We start from the raw sequence: 24055 nt of genomic DNA on the forward strand, positions 1-24055 counted from the left end.
ATTATCTCAGGCCAGACGCCCTGCAGGATGCTTCGATGAACTGGATTACAAATTACGTTCGCCCCACCATCAACTCGCTGTTCTCACGCCGAGAGATGCCGGAAAACTTATGGGTCAAATGCCCCGAATGCGGCACCATGCTGTTTCATCGGGAACTGACGCTGAACCAACAGGTTTGCACTGCTTGCGACCATCATATGCCGATTTCGCCGCGCGAACGGTTCAGCAATTTTTTCGATGGCGGGTTGTTTAGCGAAATTGCCGTGCCCCAGCCCATTGCGGACCCGCTGCATTTCCGCGACCAGAAAAAATACCCCGACCGCATGAAGGCTGCGCAGAAAACCACTGGCGAAAAAGAAGCCATGCTGGTGGCCGAAGGGCAGGTGCTGCGCACCCGTCTGGTGGCTGTGGCGCAGGATTTCGGCTTCATGGGCGGGTCCATGGGCATGTATGTGGGCAATTCCATCATTGCAGGCGCGGAACATGCGATTGCGCATAAATTGCCGCTGGTGCTGTTTTCGGCCGCAGGTGGCGCGCGAATGCAAGAAGGTATCCTGTCGCTGATGCAAATGCCCCGCACGACAGTGGCGGTGGATATGCTGCGCGAAGCGGGCCTGCCTTATATCGTGGTGCTGACCCATCCCACCACAGGGGGCGTGACGGCCAGTTATGCCATGTTGGGGGATGTGCAGTTTGCCGAACCCAATGCGCTGATCTGCTTTGCCGGGCCGCGGGTGATTGAACAGACCATCCGCGAAACCCTGCCCGAAGGGTTCCAGCGCGCGGAGTATTTGCGCGACCATGGCATGCTGGACCGCGTGACCCCGCGCAAGGACTTGCGATCCGAGATTGCGACAGTGCTGCGTATGCTGACAGGGCAAACCCCTGTTGTATATGGCGATCTGCCCGCGCCTGACCCTGTAGCGGGTGCCCCCGCCTTGCCCGAAGACCAGGGGCGCTGATCCATGGCAGGCGCAGGGTCTGACGTGCTTTTGGCGCGCATGATGGCGTTTCACCCAAAAATCATTGATCTGACGCTGGACCGTGTCTGGCGTCTGCTGGCGGCGCTGGACCATCCTGAAAGCCGCTTGCCGCCCGTTATCCATATTGCGGGCACCAATGGCAAGGGCAGCACCCAAGCCATGATCCGCGCCGGACTGGAAGGGGCAGGGTGCCGCGTACATGCCTATACCAGCCCGCATCTGGCGCGGTTTCATGAACGTATCCGGCTGTCGGGGGAATTGATTTCCGAACCCGCGCTGTCAGACCTGCTGGATGAATGCCTGCGCGCCAATGGCACGGATGCAATCACTTACTTTGAAATTACCACCTGTGCCGCGCTTCTGGCCTTCGCGCGTGCGCCTGCGGATTATACGCTGCTGGAAGTGGGGCTTGGCGGGCGGTTGGATGCGACCAATGTTGTGGACCGCCCCGCCCTGACAGTGATTACCCCTGTCAGTCTGGATCATCAGCAATACCTGGGCGAAACGCTGGCCGAAATCGCAGGCGAGAAGGCGGGCATCATCAAGCGCGGTGTGCCGTGCGTGGTGGCCGCGCAGGAAGATGCTGCGCTGGACGTGATTGAAGCGCGCGCCGTGCGCCTTGGCGCGCCCTTGCTGGTGCAGGGCCAGCACTGGCATGTCACCACCGAAGGCGGGCGTCTGGTCTATCAGGATGATACGGGCCTGCTGGACCTGCCCTTGCCCAATCTGGCCGGGCCGCATCAGGTGCAGAATGCGGGCGTGGCGCTGGCCGCGCTGCGCGCGCTGGGGCATGGGGCAGGGGCCGAAGCGGCAGTCACCCGCGCGCAATGGCCCGCGCGCATGCAGCGCCTGCGCCATGGTCCGTTGGTGGATGCGCTGCCGCAGGGGCGGCTATGGCTGGATGGCGGGCATAATCCGGCCGCAGGTCACGCGATTGCGGCCACACTGGCGCAAATGAAACTGGGCAAGCTGTGGATGATTTGCGGCATGCTGAACACCAAGGATGTGGGCGGGTTCATGCAGCCGCTGGCGGGGGTGACACAGCGCCTGTATGCGGTGTCCATCCCCGGAGAGGCCGCGACCCTGTCCGCACAAGACACCGCCAATGCCGCGCAACAGGCCGGTATTGAGGCGCAACAGGCCCCAAGCGTGGCGGCTGCGCTGGCCGATATCGCAGCACAGGACCCACAGGCGCAGGTGCTGATCTGCGGGTCACTGTATCTGGCGGGGCATATTCTGCGCGAGAATGGCTGACCGGCACAAATGAAAACGGGGGCCATCGCTGGCCCCCGATACCTGAAAACCAGTCAGATTTATTCGTCCGCGCCAAATTGCGCCAGATAGGCATAGATATCTTCGGCAGACCCGCGCAGGCGGTGGTTCATGTTGCCGCGCGCGCGCGCATCACCTGTGACTCCGCGCAAATAGCCGATGGGATCATTGACATAGGCCACGAAGCTTGCCTCGTCCCAGACGACGCCATGTTCCGACCCTGCCGCCTGCATGGCGCTGGAAAACCGTTCATACCCTTCATAAGAGCCGGCCTGACGCCCTGCCACACCCCACAGGTTGGGGCCAGTCGGCGCAAGGCGCTGGATAACTTCGCCATCCGGCGACGCGATCCCGTGGCAGCTTGCGCATTGGCGGAAGTTCTGCTCGCCTGCGGCGGCGTCCCCTGTGGGTTCGGCCTGCGCGGCGACTGGTAGGGCGAACAGCGCCGCGAAGGCGGCAATTTTCAGCTTCAACATGTTTCTCTCCTTTGGGTGCGGGGGACCCGCTGCCTGACAGCATACTTAAACCCCGCTGACTCGCGGGAATAGGTGCAGTGTAGCGGCACAAACCGCTGGCGCAAGTCAACTTACAGACAGGTTGCGCGCCATTCTGGCCCCTGCGACGATTTTACCTACCCCCGTTGGGGCAGGGCTGCGTCGGGCCTATATGGAGACGCGTTCAAGAATTTCGTCCTTCGTGACCTGATTTGCCGGGCGCGACAGGACCACTTCGCCACGGTTCAGAACGCAGAATTCATCTGCCAGACCATAGGCGAAATCGAAATACTGTTCGACCAGCACAATGGCAATTTCCCCCTCATCGCGCAGCAATTCGATGACCTTGCCGATCTGCTTGATGATATTGGGCTGGATGCCTTCGGTGGGTTCGTCCAGCAACAATACCTTGGGCTGCGCAATCAGGGCGCGCGCGATGGCCAGTTGTTGTTGCTGGCCCCCTGACAGGTCGCCGCCGCGGCGGTCCTTCATCTGCTGCAATACGGGAAACAGCTCATAAATCCGGTCCGGGATACGGTGCTGGGATTTCGGCAGACAGGCGAACCCGGTTTGCAGGTTTTCCGTCACACTAAGCAGGGGGAAAATCTCCCTTCCCTGGGGCACATAGGCGATGCCCGCCTGCGCCGCCTGCGCTGCTGTCGGGTGCTGCAGGTCCTGCCCGTCCAGCGTAAGGGTGCCCCCCGAATAGGGGTGACGCCCTGCAATCGCGCGCAACAGGCTGGTTTTGCCCACGCCATTGGTGCCCATCACGGCAGTGACAGCCCCCACACGCGCGGCCAGCGACACCCCCCACAGGATTTGCGACGCCCCGTAATGCAGGGTCAGATTGTCAACGTTCAACATGCTCTAGCGCCCCAGATAGACATCGATCACCTGCTGGTTCTTGGTTACATGGTCCAGACTGCCTTCGGCCAGAACCGACCCTTCGTGCAGGACGGTGACACGGCATTCCAGCCTGCGGATGAACTCCATATCATGTTCAATAACCATCACTGCGCGCGTTGTTGCCGCGCGTTTCAACAGGTCGGTTGTGTGTTCGCGTTCCGCAGGCGTCATGCCAGCGGCAGGTTCATCTACCAGCAACAGGCGCGGGTCCTGTGCCAGCAACATGCCGATTTCCAGCCATTGCTTCTGCCCATGGCTCAGGTCACCGGCGCGGTCGTCCAGCCGGTCTTGCAGGCCGATTTCCGTTGCCAGTTCCAGAATGCGCGCGGCGTCCGGTGCGGTGACCTGCCACACCAGCACAGAAAACGGCCCGCGCTTGTTGGCCAGCGCCATGGCCAGATTGTCGCGCACGCTTTGTTCTTCAAACACGGTGGGTTTCTGAAACTTGCGCCCGATCCCGGCTTTTGCAATCTGGCTTTCGGACAGTTTCAGTAAATCGACCTGCCGTTCACCCCAGCGCACTGACCCGCTATCGGGGCGGGTCTTGCCAGTGACAATATCCATGAAGGTGGTTTTACCGGCGCCATTGGGGCCGATCACGGCGCGCAATTCCGGCTCTCCAATAGCGATGGACAGGTTGTTGATGGCGCGGAACCCGTCAAATGTGACCGACACGCCCGACACTTCCAGAAGCGTTGTCATGGCTTTTTCCTTACCAGATAGTCGAACAACCCGCCGATACCTTTGGGAAAGAACAGCGTGACCGCCACAAACCCCAGGCCCAGAACCACAAGCCACCAATCCGTCCACAAGAACCTGTAACTGCCAAAATTGATGTTGGGCGCGCCGCCCCCTGTCAGCCAGCTTGACATCAGCGACACAGTGGCCGCCCCGATCACGGCCCCATAAAGCCGCCCCCGCCCGCCAATCGCCACCCACACCGCCAGATAGATGGACGCAATGGGCGCGATTTCAGCGGGGTTGATGATGCCCGCCTGCGGGTAATACAGCGCCCCCGCAATTCCCGACACCACGGCGGTCAGGGTAAAGACGAACAGCTTATACCCTTCGACATTATAGCCAAGAAAGCGCACGCGGGTTTCATTGTCGCGGATGGCCTTGATTACAGACCCGAACTTGCCCGACACGACCCAGGCAAACAGCACATATCCCGCCCCCAGCGCAAAGGCCGACGCCCAGAAAAACCACACCGACAGCACCGATTGCGGCACATCCAGCGCACCGGGAATGTTTTGCAGCCCCGACAGCCCGTTATTGCCGCGCAGGCCCGTGTCATTCTGAAACAGATACAGTGACAGCGCCAGTGTCATGGCCTGGGTCAGGATCGACAGGTAAACCCCCGTCACACGGCTGCGAAACGCCAGCCAGCCAAACACCAGCGCCAGCATCCCCGGCACCAGAACCACCATGGCCAGCTGAATGGGCAGCGATCCGGCGAATGTCCAGATCAGGGGCAATTCGGAACTGCCGACCACCCCGAAAATCTGGGCGGTCACGGCGTCTGTCACCTCCAGTTCTGTGGGCGGGATGGTGCCGCCTGCCAGACTGTCACGAATGACGATTTCAGTGCGCGCATACATCAGCCACATGCCGATGGCATAGCCCCCAAGCCCGAAAAAGGCGAAATGCCCAAGGCTTAGAATCCCGCAATAGCCCCAGACCACATCCATGCAGATGGCAATCAGGCACAGGCACAGCGTCATGCCCAAAATCTTGACCATGGATGTGGACAGCAGGCCAATTCCCATCCCCTCGGACAGGATGCTGACGCCAAGGGTGAACAGCCCCAAAAGCCCCATGAACCACAGCACAGAGGGGTTGTCGCGCAGCAGGCCGCGGCGGGCCGGGCGGGCGGTATCGGGTTGAGTGGTGGAAACCATGGCCTTAATCCCCTGCCGCGCGGCCCTTCAGGGCGACAATGCCCTTTGGCCGGAATTGAATAAACAAGATGATGAACAGCACCATATAGGTCTGTGCGGCCAGCGTGTTGGTGGGGTTGAACCATTCAATCCCCTTTTGCAGTGCGCCAATCAGGCCCGCGCCCGCCAGGGTGCCAAACACTGACCCCACACCGCCCACAACCACGGTCATGAAGCTTTGCACGATGTAATTTGCGCCCATCTCCGATGTGACCTGCGCATACATGCCGATTGCCACGCCCGCGACACCGGCAATCCCCGACCCAAGGCCGAAGGTCAGCATATTGATGCGGTCAGGGTTGATGCCCATGCTGGCCGCCATGCCGGGGTTTTGTGTCACGGCGCGCACTTCCAGACCCAGCCTTGTGCGGTTCAGGATGAACAGCAACAGCAGCAAAAACGCCAGCGCCATGAAGAATATGCCCACCCGAAGCGTGCTGATGCTGACAAGGTCATTCAGCGCCAGCGAGCCCGCCAGCCAGTCGGGCGCGGTCAGGGGGCGGGCTTGGGTGCCAAAGATGTTCTTGGCCAGTTGTTGCAGCGCGATGGAAATGCCGAATGTGGCCAGCAGCGTTTCCAGCGGGCGGGTATACAGATGGCGAATGACCAGACGTTCCATCGCCACCCCTGCCGCGAATGTCACGCCAAATGCCAGCGGCAAGGCCACCACCAGCGACACAGTGTAGTCAGGGATCAGGGTTTGCACCACATAGCCGGTATAGGCCCCCATCATGATAAACTCGCCATGCGCCATGTTGATGACGCGCATCACCCCGAAGGTGATGGCCAGCCCGATGGCCGCCAGAAAGAAGATTGACGCCAGCGACAGCGCATCCAGCGACAGGCTAAGCGCCTGAAACGCCCCGATGCGTGTGCGTGTGCTGTCCAGCGCTGCGCGCGCGGCATCTGTCACTGCGGCATCCGGTTCCAGATAGGCGTCAAAAAAGACATATTGCGCCACAGCCGCTTCCATATCGGCCTGTGTGACCAAGGGCGGCACAGTGCCCGCATCCTGCAAGGCGCGGTAGGCGATGCGGCGGGCCTCATCCGTGTCAAGTTGGTGAACCGGCACGCCGCCCACGCTGCCATTCACCACATTGGCGCGCAGCGCATCGCGGATGGCGTTGCGCCCCGGTCGTGGCGGGAATAACCCCGCATCAGACAGCGTGGCATAGGCGGCATGCAGGTCCATATCTTCGCCCGGCGTGCGGATGCGCGCGATATTGGCGTCCTCGGGCAGGGATGGGGCGAAATCGCTGCGGGTTTGCAAAAGCTGGTTCAGGACGCGCCGCGCTTCGGTGCTGATGTCGCCGCGCAGCCCGTCAATGGCATCAACGCGGGTCGCGGTGTCCGTGGCAAAACGCGCATTCAGCAGGTCCAGCAGGCGTTCCATACGCGCGGCAATGCCCGCGTCGGTTTCCGACGCAAGCGCCAGTTCCAGCGCCGGTATCTGTTCAGGATCGGGGCTTCTGGTGGCCGATTCCAGTGCCGCGATACGCCGGGCGGGATCGGGGTTCATCAATTCGAACTGCACTAGGGCTGCGTTGATTTCACGCCGCACGCCCGCATTGGGCCGGATCTGGTTCACATCGCGGGTGCCCACCTGCGCGATGACCGCGCCTGTATCAATATCGACCAGTTCCACCATGCCGTCAGTGTCATTGGCGAAGAAGAACAACCCGTCTTCGGGGCGTTCCACCACGCCGCGATCCTGCCATGCCAGCAGAAATTCCACCGTGCCCGGCGCATCGCGCGCCAGCAGCGCTGACAGCACATCCGGCACAGTCCCACGCGATGGGTTGGCCACCTGCGACTGAACCGTTTGCAGCACATCCTGCAAGGGCGTTGCGGTGGCGGTTTGGGCTTGGGCGGCCATTTGGGGAATGAACAGGCAAAGGGCGATCAGACACGCGCATAAAGGCACGCGGCGAAGACGTCGCAACATGGCAGGGGCTTTCATATCTTCGGGCAGGGCGTGAAACAGGGGAACGGGATGCAGGCGCGCAAGCCTGCATCCCGCCATCGTCTTAGTAGTTCGAGGTCAACTGAACACAGGTTTCTGTGGCCGTATCGAACATACCGCAGCCCAATTCCTGCCAGTCACTGACAAGGGTTGCGCTTTCGTCCAGATAGGGGGTCCAGGCAGCGCCCTCGACTTCGCCTGTCTGGCTGATGATGTCAAACTGCCCGTCGGCACGAATTTCGCCGATCAGCACGGGCTTGGCCAGATGGTGGTTGGGCAGCATGACGGCCGTGCCGCCGGTCAGGTTTGGAAATTCCTGCCCCCACATGGCTTCGCGCACAGCGTCCACATCCGTGGTGCCAGCCGCCTCGACCGCGTTCACCCACATGTTGAAGCCGATGTAATGCGCTTCCATCGGGTCATTGGTCACGCGGTTGGTGTCGCCGATAAACTCATGCCAGGCGGCAATGAAGGCTTCATTTTCGGGCGTGTCTGCGGACATGAAGTAGTTCCACGCGGCCAGATGGCCCACAAGGCGCGATGTGTCCAGGCCGGAAAGCTCTTCCTCGCCTACGGAAAAGGCAACCACGGGAATGTCATCAGCGCTGACGCCCTGCGCGGCCAGTTCGGTGTAAAAGCCGATATTCGCATCGCCGTTGATGGTGGAAATCACGCCGACCTGTTTGCCACCTGCACCAAGGGCCACGACATCGGACACGATTGTGGACCAGTCAGAATGACCAAAGGGCGTGTAGTTCACAAAGATATCTTCTGCGGCAATACCCTTGGACAACAGATAGGATTCAAGAATGGCGTTGGTGGTGCGGGGATAGACATAATCGGTGCCCAGCAGCGCGAAGCTTTCAACACCAAGTTCTTCAAGGAAATAATCAACTGCCGGAATAGCTTGCTGGTTGGGGGCCGCACCTGTGTAGAACACGTTGCGCGAACTTTCCTGCCCTTCATACTGGACGGGATAGAACATCAGCCCATTGAGTTCTTCCAGAACCGGCAACACGGCCTTGCGGCTAACAGATGTCCATGCGCCGAACATCACGTCAACTTCGTTGACAGTAAGCAATTCGCGGGCGCGTTCCGCAAAAAGCGGCCAATCCGATGCGGGGTCAACCACGATGGCTTCAATTTCGCAGCCCAGCAGGCCGCCGGCGGCGTTTTGCTGTTCAACCAGCATCAGCATGACATCGCGCAGCGTGGTTTCTGAAATCGCCATGCTGCCAGACAATGAATGCAGCACACCGACCTTGATCGGGCAGTCGGCCAGTGCCGGACCGGACGCGACAATCAGCGCGGATGCGGCAGCAGAAGCGAGCAGGGTTTTGGTTGTCATAAGACACATTCTCCTTTGATGATCTTATGCGACTGGCGGATTGGCTTGTATATTTTCATCAAGATCCCATATCCGTCAGAGCAGCATTCTTGTTGCCATGTCCAACGGTAAGGTCTGCCAGGATCAGGCCGTTGGACATGTTTGACGCTGATTGGCAAACCAGCCTGTATGTTCTGGAACGCACATGGGCCTGATGCAATTTCGGGGCACCTGGTTAGGGGCGCATCTGCCCTTGGTCTGTATATGTGCCTTGAAAATGGGCAGCTTTGGGCGGTAGTGGTTAAAAATTATGCTGCATTGCAGCGCAACGCTGTCAAAACCGGGTCGAAAGCCAAGGCCCCGGCGCCCGTAAAATAGGCAACATGTTCAGGATTCGGCGCGCCCGCGCTTGTCAGGCCGTGATCGATGTATTTTTGAGTATTTTTTGCAAGATGAAGCCACAGTGCCGCAAGCACGCCACAGCAAGCGCCACCCGCTGCCCCTATGTCCGGGTTGGCAAAGGATTGGCGCGCGATTTTTCTGATGCGTGTCGGGCAGCAAAAGGGCCGTTGAGTGTGCCTTTGCTGTGCTGCGCGCAGCAGGGAGATTTAAAGCATGTCGCACAAAACTGGAAGTCGGTTTTGAGCTTCTAGAACACGCGAAATCAATAGGTTAGATTGTATGGCGCAAATGCGAATGAACGCGACATGTTCTGGCCAAGATGCGAAGGAATTCACCGGCAGGGCCACTTTATGAGCGCTGATCGCGCGCCCTCGACGCGCCGCAGATCGTCTTGCGTGGACATGAAAATGCGCCCATGGTTTTGAAACAGGCAAGATTAGTGAAATATCCATCCCGAGGATGTCATCAAGCCCTTGACGCTGATTCCGCACTGTTCTAAACGCAAGCGCAGTTTGGCGGAGTAGCTCAGTTGGTTAGAGCAGCGGAATCATAATCCGCGTGTCGGGGGTTCAAGTCCCTCCTCCGCTACCATCACTCCCCCCCGCATGGCCCGGCACGACCCCGATCAGGGACTGTAGCCACCCTGTCACCTCGATGGTAACCCCATGATCTGTCGCAGGAAAAACAGTGATCCTCGCGATGATCTTGTGAAGCGTTTCGACCAGCTCGCGGTCAAATTGGGGGTTCAAGTCGGTTAGCTTCCAAATAAGGGTGTCGATCGTCTCGAAATACCGCTCCAAAGTGGCGGGGTGAAGTTCGACCACTTCGGGCTCTTCCTGTGCCGCGAGTCGGGCTTCGAGAGCTTTTCTTTTGGCAGTTGCCTCCGCGATGTCCTTTTTTGCGGAAGGGCCGTCGATCACCCCACGTGTGTAAAGGTCAACAAGCCGTGCGAGGCGCCCCTGTGTCTCGGTCAACTCCTTCTCGATGCTGGATCGATTGCGCTGTGTTGCTCGGATCAGGGCGCTGCGCTCGTCATAATAGGCTTTGAGCTATTCCTTCACATAGATCGGATCAGCCAGTTCCGCCTTCAGCTTTGCCAGGACGGCATGCTCGATCTTGTCCAACCGATACCGCTTGTCATTGTCGCATGACCCGCTTTCGCGGGCAGTGGAGCACCTGATCCGGATCGCGGACCCCGAACGGTCATGGATAGACATGCCACCGCCACACTTGCCGCAACGAAGCAGACCGGAAAACGGGCGTTTTGGGGTGCGGCCGCGCCTTCCGTGGCTGTGTGCCTTGTTCCCGTTGATCGTTGAGGCGTCCCAAGAGCCACCGCGTGGTGCAATGACTCCGTCCTCATTCAAGCCGTTGGCAATTTCCCGAGCGGTCCTTCCTGCGAGATGTGCCTTGAAGATTCGACAGATGACGTCCGATTCGTGATCCAGAATCCGCATCTCACCCGGTTTGACGGGGGACGGTTCAGGTTCATTTTCTCAGGAAGCCCCATCCGGGCACCAGCGTCATCAGGTCCACCGATCAGAGCGTCAGCGAATGGGCAACCGTCTTTGGTGACGCGAAAATGACCGCCGCGCTTCTTGATCACCTTATGCTTCGCCGTCATACCAAAGCCTGTTCCACAGGCAGGTGTTGGACGAAACGTGATCGGGGCGGTGTGCAAATCGTTCTCTTTGGCCTCGAGTCTGGTGGACAGGGGGAATATTGGTGGTCCGACACCTTGGACAGGCGGAGCGTGATGACCAACACTGACCCCAAACCCAAAGAGCTTGTCTTGATTGGCGGTGGACATACCCATGCGCTGCTGTTGCATCACCTGGCGCAACGGCCCCTGCGGAACACCGCTGTCACCTTGATCACACCCTCACCCAAGGCGCCCTATACCGGAATGCTGCCGGGCTTTATTGCGGGTCATTATACGCGCGAGGATCTGGATATTGATCTGGAACGCCTGATCGCGCGGGCCGGCGGGCGGCTGGTGCTGGGCAAGGCGGACAGGCTGGCGCGGGGCGCGGGCATTGTGGGGGGGGCGGGATTTGAGGACCTGCGCTTTGATTTCGTTTCGGTGGATATCGGCATCACCTCGGACCTGCCCGCGTTGCCGGGCTATGCCGAACATGCGGTATCGGCCAAACCGTTGGGGGCCTATGCCCGGCGCTGGCAGGATTGGCTGACCAAGGTTGAGGGCGGCGCGTTGCGCCCTGAAGTGGCGGTGCTGGGGGCTGGGGTCGCGGGGGTGGAGCTGGCCTTGGCGATGGCTTTCAGGCTGCGGGCGCATGCGCCGGTGTTGCGCCTTATCGATCGCGGGCGGGCCTTGCCAAATATCGGGCGCTTTGCCCGCAGACGCCTGCTGTCGCATCTTGCGCGTTTCGGGGTCGAGATTTTGGAACATACCCAAGTGACAGCCCTAGATGCAGATCACTTGCATTGCGCGGACGGGCGCACCATACCCGCGTCCTTCGTGGTGGGGGTTGCGGGAACGCGCCCGCAGGACTGGCTGCAGGGGACCGGCCTTGAGCTTGAGCGCGGGTTCATCAAGGTGGATGCTCATTTGCGCGCCCTGTCCGATCCGCGGGTATTCGCAGTGGGGGATTGTGCCCATATGACCCATGCGCCGCGGCCGAAAGCGGGTGTTTTCGCTGTGCGTCAGGCGCCTTTCCTGTTGGCCAATCTGCATGCCGCAACAGGCGGGGGGGCGTGGCGCGCCTATCAGCCGCAGCGCGATTACCTGAAGCTGGTATCGCTTGGTGACAAGACCGCGCTGGCGGATAAATGGGGGCTTCCCCTTGAAGGGCGGTGGCTGTGGCGCCTGAAGGACGGCATAGATGCAAAATTCATGCAGCAATTCAAGGGACTGGCGTAAGCGCATAGTGCGCAACGGGGCACAGTATTTTCCCGCACCGCTTCGGGCATGTCCCCGGTTACTGCAAGAAACGCATCGGATCCACGCTTTCCTGACCGCGTCGCACCTCAAAATGCAAGAAGCTGGGATCGCCTGCTGCCACTTTGCCGATGGTCTGGCCTTGGGACACGCGCGCGTCCTTTGCAACACTCAGGTTGTCAATATTTGCATAGACCGTCAGCAACCCGTCATTATGGCGAAGCACCATGATATTGACATTGCCCGTGGTGCGCGTGATCGCTGCGACTGTTCCGGCAGCAGCAGCACGAACATTGGTTCCCGCGCTTGCGGCAATGCCGATACCTTCATTGCGGCCGGGCGCATAGGCCCGGATGATGCGCCCGTCAACCGGCATCACAAAGGTTGTGCGCGATGCTTCGGTGCGTTCCTGCGACAGGTCGGGCGCGGGCGGGGTTGCGGCTGTGGCGGCGGCCTGTGCCTGCTCGGCCGAAGGGACGGCGGCGGGCAAGGGCGTGGATGCGCTCGGCGGTGGCGGCGCGGGGCTGGCGCTGCCCGGTGGGGTTGTTGTGGTGACAGGCGCGGGCGTTGGCGTGGCCGCAGCCTGCTGCGCCTGTTGCCCCACCGGAACCAGCAATGTCTGGCCTTCGCGCACGCGCATTTCGGGGTCAAGGCCGTTCCAGTCCGCCAGCGCGCGCGGGGTGACATTATACAGCCGCGCAATGGTGAAGGCGGTTTCGCCGCGCTGCACCACATGGCGGGTGGGCTGCGCCTCGGCAGGTTGGGTGGTGGCGGCAGGGCGCGGGGCGGCGGGCGCGGGTTGGGCCGTGCCGGTTTCCGCACGGCTGATGGCGGTGTCGGCCAATGTGGATATTTCTATGTCACCCGCGCGCGGGGCGCTTCCTGACGTGGCGGCCCCCCGTGGCAGGGCCAGAACTTCGCCCGCGCGCAGTCGGGTTTCAGGCGTCAGCGCATTGAACCGCGCAAGTTCGCTGTCGGACATGCCGATACGGTTTGCGACTGTGGCAACTGTGTCGCCACTGCGCGCGACGGCCACCTGATAGTCAGGATAGGAGATGACACCGCGCGCATCCGGTCGCGGGCGCTGCGGGGTTGCCTGCCGCGCCGCATCAGATGTGGTGAACCCGCTTGTGGGGCTGCGCAGGTCCGCGTCAAAACTTTCGCATGCGGCAAGTGCCAGAAGGGCTGCACTGCTCAGTAGTGTCATCTGGCGTTTCAGATGCATTTTCCTGTCACCTCTGTTATGTCGCGCAATGGCGTGCGTGGTTCTGCGCCACGGCTGCCGCTGTCCTGTTTCCAACTAGTGACCCAAACCTTCCAGAAGGGGTACAAAACGCACTGCGCGCATTTCTTCATATTCAAGGCCGTCTTCATGCCGGACCACCCGTATCAGGCTTTGCACGGTGTCCGACTGGCCCACTGGCACAACCATGATACCCCCGATCTTCAACTGCGCCAAGAGCGGGCCGGGCGGGTCTTCTGCTGCCGCGGTCACGATGATGCGATCAAACGGGGCCTGTTCGGGCAAACCATAAGACCCGTCAGACACCATGCTGGTAATATTGGGCAATCCCAGCTGGTCGAACACGTTCTGTGCCGCCTTGGCAAGGGTGCGGTGGCGTTCGACTGTATACACCCGCCGCGCCAGTTGTGACAAGATCGCCGCTTGATAGCCCGATCCGGTGCCCACTTCCAGCACCTTGTCGCGGGGGCTGACCTGCAAGGCTTCGGTCATCAGCGCCACCACTGACGGTTGGCTGATGGTTTGACCGCAGGCAATGGGCAAGGGCATATCTTCATAGGCGCGGTCGCTGAAAATGCCAGTGACGAACGCGCGCCGGTCAATGCGTTCCATGGCCGACAGCACGCGCGCATCCGTCACCCCGCGTGAGCGGATGGTATAGATGAAGCGCATGCGCTGTTCGGCCAGATCGTCACCTTGCGTCATTCAAGTGCCTTTTTCACATCACTCAGGGCGTCATGCGCTGTCAGGTCGGCGCGCATCGGGGTTACGGAAATATACCCTTCAAGGTTGACAGCCGCATCTGTGCCGGGCGCTGTGGGCTGGTGCTGTGGCCCGCCGGTCACCCACAGGAATTTCCGCCCCGAGGGGGAAATATGCGGCTTCACGCCGAAAAACGTGTCACGACGATAGCCTTGGGGCGTGACGCGCAGGCCCTTTACATCAGCACTTGCCACAGGGGGGAAGTTTACGTTGTAAAACAGCCGGTAATCCCCCTGATCCCAGGGCGCGTCCTTGATCAGGCGTTCAATGACGGCCTGTCCATGCCCCACAGCGCTGTCGAACAAGCTTGGCAGGTCTTCGGACAGCGGCCCCATATATTGCGAAAGCGCAATCGCGGGCAGGCCCTGAAGCGCGGCTTCCATTGCGCCGCCCACAGTGCCGGAATACATGACATTTTCAGCGGCATTATTGCCACGGTTGATGCCCGACAGCACCAGATCAGGGCGCGCCCCCTGCAGCACGTCATACAGGCCCGCCAGCACGCAATCCGCAGGTGACCCCTCGGCAGCGTAGCGGCGCTTGTCCAGTTTTGCGATCATCATCGGGTGGGTGTAGCTGATGCAATGGCCCACGCCGGATTGCTCGAACGCAGGCGCCACAACCCAGACTTCGCCATCAGGGCCCGCGATGTTTTGCGCGATCCGTTCCAGAACCTGCAATCCCGGTGCATTGATCCCGTCATCATTGGTTACCAGAATGCGCATAAGATCCCCTTGCTTGCATTTGTCTTGCTTAGAACAGGGCAGCGCAGGCGACAAGGGGCGAAGCTTGAACCATTTATATACCTTCGTGATTGTAGCAGTTGCGGCGCAGTTCCATATTCCTTATGTGGCAGATGTGCGGATGGTCGGATGGCCGCGTGCAGGGGTGCAAATCGCTGTTCGAGGAAAGTCCGGGCTCCATGAAGCAACGGTGCCGGGTAACGCCCGGCCGGGGTAACCCGAGGGAAAGCGCCACAGAGAACAGACCGCCATGCATGCATGGCACGGGTGAAACGGTGGGGTAAAAGCCCACCGCGGGACGGGCAACCGGACCGGCACGGCAAGCCCCACCGGGAGCAATGCCGAATAGGGACTTCGCGCGGGTATGATCCGACAGGATATCTCCGCAGGGCCGCTTCAGCCTGAAGTCCGGGTTGGCAGCTAGATCCTGTCCGCAAGGGCAGGGGCAGATGAATGGTCATCAAGGGGGGCATATGCCCCCTGAACAGAACCCGGCTTACAGACCATCCGCACAATAATTTTCCAACCAGCCCTTGAAAACGGTGGGGCATGTGCCGGAATATTGCGGGAATCCGGTTGACACGGGGCGCAAGCCTTGTAGAAGGCAGGTTCAGAATTCACGGGCGATGGGCCGTTATGGCGCGTGTCCCGGTTCAGGAGAGTATAAAATGGCGAAGCCGACCACCATCAAGATCCGTCTGAACTCGACCGCGGGGACCGGGCATTTCTATGTGACCAAGAAAAACGCCCGCACCATGACCGAGAAGATGACAACGCGCAAATACGACCCCGTTGTGCGCAAGCATGTTGAATACAAAGAAGGCAAGATCAAATAATCCTGCCCGCTTTACGTCGACTAAAAACCGCGCCCTTGGGCGCGGTTTTTGTTTAGGCGCCGAACTGGCACCCGCGCATGGCCTGCCCCCCCCTGTCACCTGCTCCAAGGGGGGGGCGGGTCAGAACCGCAACGCGGTGGTCAGCGAAAAACTGCGCCCCGGTTCATAAAACGGCGTCACGCTGTTGAAATCCGCACCATAGGTCGCGCGATCGGCATACAGCTTGTCAAACAGATTGTTCACCTCGGCACGAATGACAAGCCCCTTGATGTTGGGGGCATGATATTCGGCAAACAGGTTGGCCACGGCATAGCCGGGGATGGCGCGGTCCGATCCTGCTGCAACGGTCTGGTAGGCTTTCGCGGCCTGCACACTGCCCCCGAAGGCAAAATCGCTGTTGCGCGGCTGGTGCTGTGCCTCCAGGGCCATGACACCCCCAAGCGGCGCGCCCAGATCAAGCGCGGAATAGCTGTCGGAAACCTGACCATCAACTTTCAGCTTGCTTTGGGAATAGCTGGCGCGCAAATACCCCCCGTCCCAGCCATAGCCCAGACCCAGATTGAACCCGCGACTTTCCGCGTCCCCCACCGCATTTCGCGCATAAACACTGACTCGGGCGTTATCTATGCGCGTCAGGAACACTTCGCCATCAAGGCGGAACTGGTCGGCCTCATAGTCAAAACCGATGGTGTAACTGGTGGACCGTGCCGCGCGCATGGCGCTGTAATCCCAGGCGGGGTTGAAGATGAAGTTGTCCTCCAGTGACAGGCCCCCAAATACCGACGATACCCCGGCCCGCAAGCTGAATGCGTCGCTTACGGCATAGGCCGCCGACAGGTTGCCGCTGAACCCGCTGAAACTGCTGTGCCATCCGTTCACGCCGGTGAAGTCCTGATGATCGAAGCGCAGCCCAAAGGACAGCGACAGGGCCGCAGTCGGGTCCAGGCGCGCTTGGGCATAGGCACCGGTATTGCGCGCGGATTCGCGCAGCCGCGCGGTGGCGTTATCATGGTAAGTGCTGGCGCGGTCATAATAATCCACACCTGCTGTAACTGTCCCCAGTTCCCCCAGATTGAAGCGATTCTCGACCTTGGCCGACAGGGTGGAACTGTCCCCCCAACTGGTGCCCAAGGCCGGCGACAGCGGTTGATCGACGCCGACACGCACGCGCGAACGGCCCAGCACAATGCGCGGGTCCCAGAACCCGTCTGCTGCAGTGTTTTCATAAGACAGCGAGAATGTGTCGCGGGTTGTGTTATAACGGCGCGGCTCTCTCGGGGCGCCTGCGCCGATCATATTGGCGCGAAACGGGCGCAGCGCGTCATCCATCATGCGCAGGCCGGACAGTTCAAACCGGTGCCCATCAGGGGTTTGATACGCGACTTTCAGCAGGCCCGATGTCAGGTCCGCTGCGCTGCCTGCCACTGTGTCCCCCGCGCCTGTGCGGTAATCGCGGCCCTTGGCGCGTTTCAGATAGCCCAACCCTTCAAACCCGCCGTGGCGTGCCGCCAGTGTGACCGAACCGCTGGGCGTGCGGCCATTGCTGGCATAGGACAGGCGCGCATTGCCGCCGACAGCGCGGCCCGCAAGCAGCACATCCGCCGCATCGACGGTTTCCATCACAACCGCGCCCGCCATCGCATGGGGTCCGGCATCCGCAGCGGCGGCACCAGCATCTACGCGCACGGATTTCATCAGACCGGGATCAAAGGCATTCGCCGATGTGTGGTGAAAGATGCGGTTGTTTTGCGACACGCCGTCCAGCGTTACGCCAAGGTTCAGCATATCCACCCCGTTTACAAATATCTTTTGCGCCACGGGAATACCGCCGCCCACCGACACAGACGCAATTCCCGAAAACAGGTCACGCAGGGTGCCCATGCGCGCGCGGTCCAGTTCGGCATCTGCCACATAGTGGCTGTTCGTGCGGTCGGCGGCGTTGCCGTCAGGGTCCTGCGCGCGCATAAAGGCAGGGTCCAGCACAAGCTGGCCCAGATGCAATTCGCCCGATTGCTGCGCATGGGCGGTGTGCGCGCAAGCAATGGCCAGCGCCGAGGTGCACAAGAAAACGGCAAGACAGGGTTTTGGCCGGTTATGGCCGGTTTGTGGCAAGGGGGTCATAGCAAGCTCCAACTGTGTGGGGGATGGCTGGGGCTTGGACCTGGCTTGTGGCGGGTTTTATGAAAGATGATAATAACATGCAAGTGCATGTTTTGGGTTGGCTGTCCAGTGCGCACCCCGCCCGCATGGTGCGGGCGCGCTAGCTCAGGGTGAAATCGCTGACATGTGCGACAACGCGCGTGGGCGTGTTTTCACTGTTGGAGGAGACAGCCACCGCAACCACCTGTTCCAGCGGGCGGTTGAACACGCGCGGAAAATCGCGCGCAAGATCGACGTTTTCCGTGAACTGGCCCGTCGCGGGCCTGCGTGTGATCAGATTGCGCAGCCGGTCTGGCGCATGCGGGCTTGGAACCACCGTGCCAGGGGGCTGGTCGCCGCCCCAGGTATACATGACAACATAAACCGAACGGTTGCGCAGCAAGCTGGCAATGCTGGTGCCCGCGCGCAGGCGCGCGGCCTGATCGGCGGGCATGCTGGCAAAGAACACGCCCAGGTTGCGGTCATCATTGCCAATTTGCGACAGGTCCGACGCGGGCGCGGACGCGTCAACCTGCCATGTCCAGCGCGCCTGCGTGGCATCGCGCATATCCGGGGGCAGAATGCGATACAGGATGGACGAAGTGCCATCAGATATGACGGTCAAACGCTCGGGGCGCAATTCAAAGCGGTTGGGGCGAAGCCGCCGGAAGGTCAGGTGGTCCCAGTCGCCATCGAAACTGACGGTTGAGCTTTGTGCAACAGCCCGGTGGGCCCCATGCAGTGCAACACCTGCAGTTGCGGCGACAAGAAAGCCTCGGCGGGAAAGGGTCATGGGGTTCCTCCGTATCTGGACCAACATACATGTCTTACGCAGGATACAGGGCAGAAGTGACACAGCCATGTTCACAGTATTGCGAGCTCAACGCGGGGTTTGGCAAAAGCCCTGTGGGGCGGTAGCTTTCCTTTTGGTGTCGGGGCAATACGCTATATCAGCATCACAACACTACATAACAGGGGCGAGGGTCTTGAAGGACAAGCTGATATTCGTGACGGGCGGCGGGTCCGGTCTGGGGCTGGAACTGGTGCGGCTGGCGTGGGGCAGGGGGTATCGTGTCATCTGCACGGGCCGCCGGGGCGCGCAGGACCTGCCCGACGATTTCCCTGATATCCCCTATCTTTGTTGCGACATGTCATCGCAACACGGGGCGCAGCAGGCCGCAGACTGGGCGCTGGCGCAATCGGGGGGGCGCATTGATTGCGCTTTGTTGAATGCCGCTGCGGGGTATTTCCGCCCGCTGGTGGCTGAAACTGCCGCGTCGATCACGGATGTTATGGCGTTGAATCTGGAAGCGAACATGATTCTGACGCACCGGCTTGCGCCTGCCCTTGACGGTGGCACGCTTGCGCTGATCGGATCGGTTGCGCGCAAAGGGGCGGCGGGGATGCCGGTCTATGCCTCAAGCAAGGGTGCACTGGACGGGTTTGGCAGGGCCTTGGCCGAAGAATGGCGCGGGCGCGTGCGCGTGCGTGTCCTGCACCCCGGCCCGACAGCCACCGGCATGTCCGCGCGCGCAGGGCGCAAGCCCGATTTTGCCGACAGGGTGTTTCTGTCACCGCGCGCCATGGCGCATTGCGTTCTGGATGCGGCGCTGGCCCGCAAGGGCGCTGACAGGCAGGTTATTTCCTATGGTCGGGTGTTGTTCCATCCGGCCCGGTTGCTGCGCAGGGGGGGCACATGATGGGGCGCGTTCTGATAACGGGGGGCAGCAGCGGGCTGGGCAAGGCCTTGGTTGCAGCTTGCCATGACCGCGGCCTTGGGCCGGTGTCTGTGCTGGATGTTGCCCCCGCACCTGACGCTGCGGGGGGAAAACTGGACTGGGTTTTGCACGACATGGCGGACACGCGGGCGCAAAGCTGGTCGGCATTGGCCGAAACGCTGCAGGAACAAGGGCCGTTTGACCTTGTTATCCTGAATGCCGGGATCAGCGCGACCGGCCGCTTTGAGGGGATTCCCCTTGCCACGCATCTGGCTGTGGCGCGCGTCAATCTGCTTGGTCCAATGCGGTTGGTGCATATGCTGTTGCATGCAGGGCTTCTGGCACAGGGGGGGCGGGTGGTGTTCATCTCCTCGTTGTCGGTTTATACGGGGTATCCGGGGGCGGCCAGCTACGCCGCCAGCAAGGACGGGTTGGCCAGCCTTGCGCGCGCCTTGCGCAAACCCTTGCGCAAGGCTGGCAACATAAGCGTGCAGCTGGTCTGCCCCGGCCCAATGGACACCCCCCATGCCGCGCGCCATGCGCCCGAAGGCGCGCGTGCCGACCGGCGCAGTGACCCCGCCCGTGTGGCCCGCCAGATCCTTGAGCTGCCGCAGGGGCGGTTTGTGCTGTTGCCCGGCCTTGGCGCAAAACTGGCCGCTGTGGCAGGGACGCTTTTCCCGCATATGATGACGCGCATCATGGGCAAGGTGCTGTTCGCCCGCCTGAAATAGGCGCGCCCCCGGCGGGGTGCGGGCGGCCACCTGACAAGCATGTGCCGGAATGCCGGATACCCGTCAGGCACCCTATAGCGTGTTGCGCAAAAGTGGGAACCGGTTTTGCGTGAAAAATCACGCGACCACAAAGAGTTAGAGTGGATTGCGTGAATGCTAATGACCGCAACACACTCTAGACAGGCTGCAGGAGATAAAGCGCGACTGTCGCAAGGCCCAGAAGCGCCATGGTTTCCAGCACGACAATCGCCATATGCCCGCCCCCCACAGCCGACAAGGCCCGCAGCGATGTCTTGATGCCAAGCGCGGCAATCGCCGTGATCAGGCAGATGCGCGATATCAGATCGACCTTCGCCACCAGAATGGGCGGCAACTCAACCACCGACCCCAGCAACACCAGCGCCAGAAACAGCAGCATGAACCACGGCAAAAGCGGGATTTTCCCGCCCCCATGCCCCCCCGGTTGCCCGCCCCGCGCCAAACGCAGGGCAAGGACGATGGCAATCAGGACAACCGGCAGCATGGCCACGCGAAACAGTTTGACAATCGTGGCCGTGTTGCCCGCTGCATCCGACACGGAAAACCCTGCGCCGACAACTTGCGCCACGTCATGAATGGTGGCCCCGATCAGGAACCCTTGTTGAATGTCTGAAAACCCCAGATATCCGAACAGCACCGGATAGGCCACCATTGCAAATGTCGACAGCGCCGTAACCGCCATGACTGTGAACAGCGTGTCGCGTTCCATCCTGTCATCAGCGGGCAGAACTGCCGCAATGGCCAGCGCCGCAGAGGCCCCGCAAATGGCCACAGCCCCCCCTGTCAGCAGCGCAAACCGCCACCGGCAGCGCAGCAGGGGCGCGGCCACGAACCCCACCCCGATGGTGGTGACAATCAACCCGACCAGAAGCCCCGCGCCCACCAGCCCGATCTGGGCCAGATCCTCCAGCACGATACGAATGCCCAGCAGCCCCACGCCCAACCGCAGCAGCCCCTTTGCCGCGAAGTCCACCCCTGCGCGGCAGGGTCCCTGTTCGTGAAGGAAATTGAACGCCATCCCCAAAAGCAGCGCAAACAACATGACGGGTGCCGCGTAATGCGCGCCAAGAAATGCCGCAGCCGCTGCAATTGTCGCGCTAAGCAGCACGCCCGGCGCCAGAGTGCCAGCATGGCCACATGTAGTGAAAAATTTGGTCATGGTCCCTCTTGGCCCGGCTTTGGGGGGGGCGATGTCGCACAGGCGCGCGCGCGATCATATCCCCAGAAAAATGCCCGGCAGGGTGCCGGGCATCTTGTTTCGTGCGACGTTGCCCGCTGGTCAGTTCATATCTGCCTGACGCGCGGTTTCAATGGCCTCTTCTGCAGCGGCGGCATGCGCCATGAAGCTGTCCAGCACTTCTGGCCCATGTGGCACATTGGCACGGAACCAGTCAAATGCGGGGTCGGCCGCTTCGCGGAAGGCGGCGCGCTGGTCGTCGGTGGGAACGTAGATTTCCCCGCCAGCTGCGCGGAATGCCTCGTATGCGGCGATTTCCTTGCGTTTGGGGCTGGCGAATGTTGCTTGTTGCAGGGCTGCAAACCCGTCCAGCACGATGCGCTTGTGTTCATCCGACATGGACATGAAGCGGTCATTCGTCATCCACCAGAACGCGCCCATATAGCTGTGATTGTCCAGCGTCAGGTATTTCAGACCAGCATCGGTGAAGCGCATGTTCATGATGTCGGTAATCCCGTTGGCCGTGCCTTCCACAACCCCTGTCTGCAACGAGGTGAACAGTTCCGGCCATGCAATGGGTGTGGGGGACGCGCCAAGCGCAGTTGCCAATGTCTGCGGCAGGTCGGCGGGCACAGTGCGCATTTTCATTCCCGCCAGATCAGCCGGGGTTTCAATGCGCTTTTGGGTGTTGGCATAGCTGCGCCAGCCGCCGGTGTTGCCCACAGACATAAGGCGGATCAGCCCGTCACTGTCGGCCAGCGCCAGATCGCGCAATTCGCGCACGAAATCGCCTGACAGCACATGTTCGGCCACGCGGTCATCACTCATCAGATAGGGCAGGTCCAGCACCTGAATATAGGGAAACAGCCCTGCCGCCCCGCCTGATGTGGATACGAAAATGTCAATCGACCCTTCCGCCACCCCGGCAAGGCATTCATCCCCGCGCGTGCACAACTGGGTGCCGATGAACAGATCAACGGCGATTTCCCCGTTTGACGCGGTTTCCACGAAGTTTTTGAACACCACCAGACCGTCATAATCCTCATCATCTTCGTTCGAGGTGGCGGTGGCCCGCAAGGTGATGTCCTGCGCAAAGGCCGCGCCGACGGGGGCCGTCAGCAGGGTGGCCAGCAACAGGGATTTCAGTGTCGTCTTCAACATAATGGTATCCTCCCTTGGATGTTTGAAGATCATTGAACAAACCCGAACAGACGCGGCACTGTCAGCGTCAGCGCGGGAATATAGGTCAGTAGGAATATCACCGTGACCTGAACCGCCAGAAACGGCAGGATGGCTTTTGACAGGGTTTCCACCCGCAACCCCGACACAGAGGAGGTGACAAACAACACCAGCCCCATGGGCGGGGTCAGCAACCCCACAGTCAGGTTCACGGCCATGATGATGGCGAAATGCACCGGATCAACGCCCAGCTCCACGAAGATCGGCCCAAGGATCGGCCCCAGAATGATGATCGCGGGACCGGCATCCAGAAACATGCCAACAAGGAACAAAAGCAGGTTGATCAGGAACAGCAACACCAGCGGGTTGTCAGACAGCGCCAGCAGAATGCCCGCCATCTGTTCGGGCGTGCGCGCCAGTGCCGCCACGGTCTTGAAGGCCATTGCAGCCCCCACCAGCAGCAGCACCACCGCCGATGTAATGCCCGCGCGCGTCAGGATATCGGGGATATCGCGCAGTTTCAGGGTCCGCATGATGAACAATGCCACCACGAAGGCATATCCGACAGCGACCGCCGCGGCCTCGGTCGGGGTCATGACACCGCCAAGGATACCGCCCAGAATGATTACGGGCGTCATCAGCGGCCAGAACGCCCTGAGCGAGGCCGTGCCGCGTTCGCCCCAGCTGGCGCGTTTGGTGGCGGCAGGCAATTCGTATTTGTCGGCCATCAGCCAGACCGCCACCATCAACCCGCCTGCCATCAGGATACCCGGCACAATCCCCGCCAGAAACAGTGCCGCCACGCTTTCGCCCATGACATAGGCATAGATGATCATGATCCCCGATGGCGGGATGATCGGCCCGATGATGGAACTGGCCGCTGTGATGGCCGCTGCAAAACGCTTCTTGTAGCCGTTCTTTTCCATGGCGGGTATCAGCATGGACCCCAGCGCCGACACATCCGCCACCGCAGACCCTGACAGCCCGGCAAACAGCATGGAGGACAGCACATTCACATGTGCCAGCCCGCCGCGCAGATGCCCCACCAGCGCCTGTGAAAATTCCACCAGCCGAAGCGTGATGCCGGAACGGTTCATCAATTCCCCCGCCAGCATGAAAAACGGAATCGCCATCAGCGGGAAACTGTCGATGCCCGTATAAACATTGCGATACAGCAGCGTGATGTCGCGTTCCATTCCCGCTGCCCATAACAGCAGCCCCGGCGCGGCCAGAAGCGCGAAGAACACAGGCAGGCCCAAGAACAGGAAAACAAGGAATACCGGCAGAAAAAAGCTTAGCATG

The 24055-nt window shown here is 60.9% G+C and carries 22 protein-coding genes, 1 tRNA gene and 1 other RNA gene; 8 read left to right on the forward strand and 16 right to left on the reverse strand.

The features are described 5' to 3' along the window. Positions 1 to 35 precede the first annotated feature (35 nt). Together accD and ACTZWY_RS01095 are read left to right on the forward strand one after the other, a co-directional pair. Positions 36 to 962, forward strand: a complete 927-nt coding sequence (accD, locus tag ACTZWY_RS01090; protein ID WP_444788816.1) for an acetyl-CoA carboxylase, carboxyltransferase subunit beta — start codon at positions 36 to 38, stop codon at positions 960 to 962. Between the two features lie 3 nt (positions 963 to 965). Beyond that, entirely contained in the window at positions 966 to 2237 is a 1272-nt protein-coding gene (locus ACTZWY_RS01095) for a bifunctional folylpolyglutamate synthase/dihydrofolate synthase (RefSeq protein WP_444788817.1), read from the forward strand. A gap of 59 nt (positions 2238 to 2296) precedes the next feature. On the opposite strand, the gene ACTZWY_RS01100 is transcribed toward ACTZWY_RS01095, so the two are convergent. The 6 genes from ACTZWY_RS01100 to urtA form a co-directional block, all read right to left on the reverse strand. After that, complete coding sequence (locus ACTZWY_RS01100) at positions 2297 to 2731, reverse strand: c-type cytochrome (RefSeq protein ID WP_444788818.1); 435 nt, start codon at positions 2729 to 2731, stop codon at positions 2297 to 2299. A gap of 186 nt (positions 2732 to 2917) precedes the next feature. Further along, the gene (gene urtE, locus ACTZWY_RS01105) at positions 2918 to 3613 is read right to left on the reverse strand and encodes an urea ABC transporter ATP-binding subunit UrtE (RefSeq protein ID WP_444788819.1); all 696 of its coding nucleotides are present in this window, start codon (positions 3611 to 3613) and stop codon (positions 2918 to 2920) included. Between the two features lie 3 nt (positions 3614 to 3616). After that, a complete protein-coding gene (urtD, locus tag ACTZWY_RS01110) occupies positions 3617 to 4357 on the reverse strand; it encodes an urea ABC transporter ATP-binding protein UrtD (RefSeq protein ID WP_444788820.1) in 741 nt (246 codons plus the stop codon). Next, a complete protein-coding gene (gene urtC, locus ACTZWY_RS01115) occupies positions 4354 to 5556 on the reverse strand; it encodes an urea ABC transporter permease subunit UrtC (RefSeq protein ID WP_444788821.1) in 1203 nt (400 codons plus the stop codon). The genes urtD and urtC overlap by 4 nt, the downstream gene beginning before the upstream one ends. 4 nt (positions 5557 to 5560) lie before the next feature. Continuing rightward, a complete protein-coding gene (urtB, locus tag ACTZWY_RS01120; RefSeq protein WP_444788822.1) occupies positions 5561 to 7540 on the reverse strand; it encodes an urea ABC transporter permease subunit UrtB in 1980 nt (659 codons plus the stop codon). An 82-nt stretch (positions 7541 to 7622) separates the two neighbouring features. Then, on the reverse strand, positions 7623 to 8906 hold the full coding sequence (gene urtA / locus ACTZWY_RS01125; RefSeq protein WP_444788823.1) for an urea ABC transporter substrate-binding protein: 1284 nt from the start codon (positions 8904 to 8906) through the stop codon (positions 7623 to 7625). An 895-nt stretch (positions 8907 to 9801) separates the two neighbouring features. On the opposite strand from urtA, the gene ACTZWY_RS01130 reads away from it, so the two are divergent. Then, a tRNA-Met gene (locus ACTZWY_RS01130) sits at positions 9802 to 9878 on the forward strand. On the opposite strand, the gene ACTZWY_RS01135 is transcribed toward ACTZWY_RS01130, so the two are convergent. Then, on the reverse strand, positions 9857 to 10261 hold the full coding sequence (locus ACTZWY_RS01135) for a hypothetical protein (RefSeq protein ID WP_444788824.1): 405 nt from the start codon (positions 10259 to 10261) through the stop codon (positions 9857 to 9859). The genes ACTZWY_RS01130 and ACTZWY_RS01135 overlap by 22 nt on opposite strands. 75 nt (positions 10262 to 10336) lie before the next feature. Next, positions 10337 to 10744 carry a recombinase zinc beta ribbon domain-containing protein gene (locus ACTZWY_RS01140; protein WP_444788825.1) on the reverse strand — a complete coding sequence of 136 codons (408 nt, stop codon included), beginning with the start codon at positions 10742 to 10744 and terminating at the stop codon, positions 10337 to 10339. Between the two features lie 299 nt (positions 10745 to 11043). Here ACTZWY_RS01140 and ACTZWY_RS01145 point away from each other — a divergent pair, with 299 nt between their 5' ends. Continuing rightward, complete coding sequence (locus ACTZWY_RS01145) at positions 11044 to 12168, forward strand: FAD-dependent oxidoreductase (RefSeq protein ID WP_444788826.1); 1125 nt, start codon at positions 11044 to 11046, stop codon at positions 12166 to 12168. A gap of 58 nt (positions 12169 to 12226) precedes the next feature. On the opposite strand, the gene ACTZWY_RS01150 is transcribed toward ACTZWY_RS01145, so the two are convergent. The 3 genes from ACTZWY_RS01150 to surE all read right to left on the reverse strand — a co-directional run bounded on the left by ACTZWY_RS01150 (position 12227) and on the right by surE (position 14916). Then, complete coding sequence (locus ACTZWY_RS01150) at positions 12227 to 13411, reverse strand: peptidoglycan DD-metalloendopeptidase family protein (protein ID WP_444788827.1); 1185 nt, start codon at positions 13409 to 13411, stop codon at positions 12227 to 12229. Positions 13412 to 13486: 75 nt separating this feature from the next. After that, positions 13487 to 14134 (reverse strand): protein-L-isoaspartate(D-aspartate) O-methyltransferase, encoded by a 648-nt coding sequence (locus ACTZWY_RS01155; RefSeq protein ID WP_444788828.1) that lies wholly within the window; start codon positions 14132 to 14134, stop codon positions 13487 to 13489. Next, the gene (gene surE / locus ACTZWY_RS01160; RefSeq protein ID WP_444788829.1) at positions 14131 to 14916 is read right to left on the reverse strand and encodes a 5'/3'-nucleotidase SurE; all 786 of its coding nucleotides are present in this window, start codon (positions 14914 to 14916) and stop codon (positions 14131 to 14133) included. Before surE ends, ACTZWY_RS01155 begins: the two co-directional genes overlap by 4 nt. A gap of 135 nt (positions 14917 to 15051) precedes the next feature. Between surE and rnpB the strand changes: the two genes are divergently transcribed. Continuing rightward, positions 15052 to 15449, forward strand: an RNA gene (gene rnpB, locus ACTZWY_RS01165) — RNase P RNA component class A. Between the two features lie 153 nt (positions 15450 to 15602). Further along, the gene (gene rpmG, locus ACTZWY_RS01170) at positions 15603 to 15770 is read left to right on the forward strand and encodes a 50S ribosomal protein L33 (RefSeq protein WP_274350835.1); all 168 of its coding nucleotides are present in this window, start codon (positions 15603 to 15605) and stop codon (positions 15768 to 15770) included. Positions 15771 to 15890: 120 nt separating this feature from the next. Here rpmG and ACTZWY_RS01175 read toward each other — a convergent pair whose 3' ends face one another. Continuing rightward, positions 15891 to 17891 (reverse strand): TonB-dependent receptor domain-containing protein, encoded by a 2001-nt coding sequence (locus tag ACTZWY_RS01175; protein ID WP_444788830.1) that lies wholly within the window; start codon positions 17889 to 17891, stop codon positions 15891 to 15893. Positions 17892 to 18030: 139 nt separating this feature from the next. Further along, positions 18031 to 18702 (reverse strand): DUF3047 domain-containing protein, encoded by a 672-nt coding sequence (locus ACTZWY_RS01180; RefSeq protein ID WP_444788831.1) that lies wholly within the window; start codon positions 18700 to 18702, stop codon positions 18031 to 18033. 193 nt (positions 18703 to 18895) lie between these two features. Here ACTZWY_RS01180 and ACTZWY_RS01185 point away from each other — a divergent pair, with 193 nt between their 5' ends. Then, positions 18896 to 19609, forward strand: coding sequence for an SDR family NAD(P)-dependent oxidoreductase (locus ACTZWY_RS01185; protein WP_444788832.1), 714 nt, complete (start codon positions 18896 to 18898; stop codon positions 19607 to 19609). Continuing rightward, positions 19606 to 20358 (forward strand): SDR family NAD(P)-dependent oxidoreductase, encoded by a 753-nt coding sequence (locus tag ACTZWY_RS01190; RefSeq protein WP_444788833.1) that lies wholly within the window; start codon positions 19606 to 19608, stop codon positions 20356 to 20358. Before ACTZWY_RS01185 ends, ACTZWY_RS01190 begins: the two co-directional genes overlap by 4 nt. A 175-nt stretch (positions 20359 to 20533) precedes the next feature. On the opposite strand, the gene ACTZWY_RS01195 is transcribed toward ACTZWY_RS01190, so the two are convergent. The 3 genes from ACTZWY_RS01195 to ACTZWY_RS01205 form a co-directional block, all read right to left on the reverse strand. After that, positions 20534 to 21556 (reverse strand): YeiH family protein, encoded by a 1023-nt coding sequence (locus tag ACTZWY_RS01195; protein WP_444788834.1) that lies wholly within the window; start codon positions 21554 to 21556, stop codon positions 20534 to 20536. Between the two features lie 120 nt (positions 21557 to 21676). Further along, complete coding sequence (locus ACTZWY_RS01200) at positions 21677 to 22735, reverse strand: TRAP transporter substrate-binding protein (RefSeq protein WP_444788835.1); 1059 nt, start codon at positions 22733 to 22735, stop codon at positions 21677 to 21679. 29 nt (positions 22736 to 22764) lie between these two features. Next, the gene (locus ACTZWY_RS01205; RefSeq protein WP_444788836.1) at positions 22765 to 24054 is read right to left on the reverse strand and encodes a TRAP transporter large permease; all 1290 of its coding nucleotides are present in this window, start codon (positions 24052 to 24054) and stop codon (positions 22765 to 22767) included. Between the last annotated feature and the right edge of the window lies 1 nt (position 24055).

This window comes from Roseinatronobacter sp. NSM (assembly GCF_052379845.1).
In the GTDB taxonomy this organism is placed as follows: Bacteria; Pseudomonadota; Alphaproteobacteria; order Rhodobacterales; family Rhodobacteraceae; genus Roseinatronobacter.

Coding starts and splice junctions, on each gene's coding strand:
- ACTZWY_RS01195 (WP_444788834.1), bottom strand. CDS start 21,556: ATGACCAAATTTTTCACTACATGTGGCCATGCTGGCACTCTGGCGCCG.
- ACTZWY_RS01155 (WP_444788828.1), bottom strand. CDS start 14,134: ATGACGCAAGGTGACGATCTGGCCGAACAGCGCATGCGCTTCATCTAT.
- surE (WP_444788829.1), bottom strand. CDS start 14,916: ATGCGCATTCTGGTAACCAATGATGACGGGATCAATGCACCGGGATTG.
- ACTZWY_RS01095 (WP_444788817.1), top strand. CDS start 966: ATGGCAGGCGCAGGGTCTGACGTGCTTTTGGCGCGCATGATGGCGTTT.
- ACTZWY_RS01205 (WP_444788836.1), bottom strand. CDS start 24,054: ATGCTAAGCTTTTTTCTGCCGGTATTCCTTGTTTTCCTGTTCTTGGGC.
- ACTZWY_RS01180 (WP_444788831.1), bottom strand. CDS start 18,702: ATGACCCTTTCCCGCCGAGGCTTTCTTGTCGCCGCAACTGCAGGTGTT.
- ACTZWY_RS01200 (WP_444788835.1), bottom strand. CDS start 22,735: ATGTTGAAGACGACACTGAAATCCCTGTTGCTGGCCACCCTGCTGACG.
- ACTZWY_RS01150 (WP_444788827.1), bottom strand. CDS start 13,411: ATGCATCTGAAACGCCAGATGACACTACTGAGCAGTGCAGCCCTTCTG.
- urtD (WP_444788820.1), bottom strand. CDS start 4,357: ATGACAACGCTTCTGGAAGTGTCGGGCGTGTCGGTCACATTTGACGGG.
- rpmG (WP_274350835.1), top strand. CDS start 15,603: ATGGCGAAGCCGACCACCATCAAGATCCGTCTGAACTCGACCGCGGGG.
- ACTZWY_RS01175 (WP_444788830.1), bottom strand. CDS start 17,891: ATGACCCCCTTGCCACAAACCGGCCATAACCGGCCAAAACCCTGTCTT.
- urtC (WP_444788821.1), bottom strand. CDS start 5,556: ATGGTTTCCACCACTCAACCCGATACCGCCCGCCCGGCCCGCCGCGGC.
- ACTZWY_RS01100 (WP_444788818.1), bottom strand. CDS start 2,731: ATGTTGAAGCTGAAAATTGCCGCCTTCGCGGCGCTGTTCGCCCTACCA.
- urtA (WP_444788823.1), bottom strand. CDS start 8,906: ATGACAACCAAAACCCTGCTCGCTTCTGCTGCCGCATCCGCGCTGATT.
- ACTZWY_RS01190 (WP_444788833.1), top strand. CDS start 19,606: ATGATGGGGCGCGTTCTGATAACGGGGGGCAGCAGCGGGCTGGGCAAG.
- accD (WP_444788816.1), top strand. CDS start 36: ATGAACTGGATTACAAATTACGTTCGCCCCACCATCAACTCGCTGTTC.
- urtE (WP_444788819.1), bottom strand. CDS start 3,613: ATGTTGAACGTTGACAATCTGACCCTGCATTACGGGGCGTCGCAAATC.
- ACTZWY_RS01140 (WP_444788825.1), bottom strand. CDS start 10,744: ATGCGGATTCTGGATCACGAATCGGACGTCATCTGTCGAATCTTCAAG.
- ACTZWY_RS01145 (WP_444788826.1), top strand. CDS start 11,044: ATGACCAACACTGACCCCAAACCCAAAGAGCTTGTCTTGATTGGCGGT.
- urtB (WP_444788822.1), bottom strand. CDS start 7,540: ATGTTGCGACGTCTTCGCCGCGTGCCTTTATGCGCGTGTCTGATCGCC.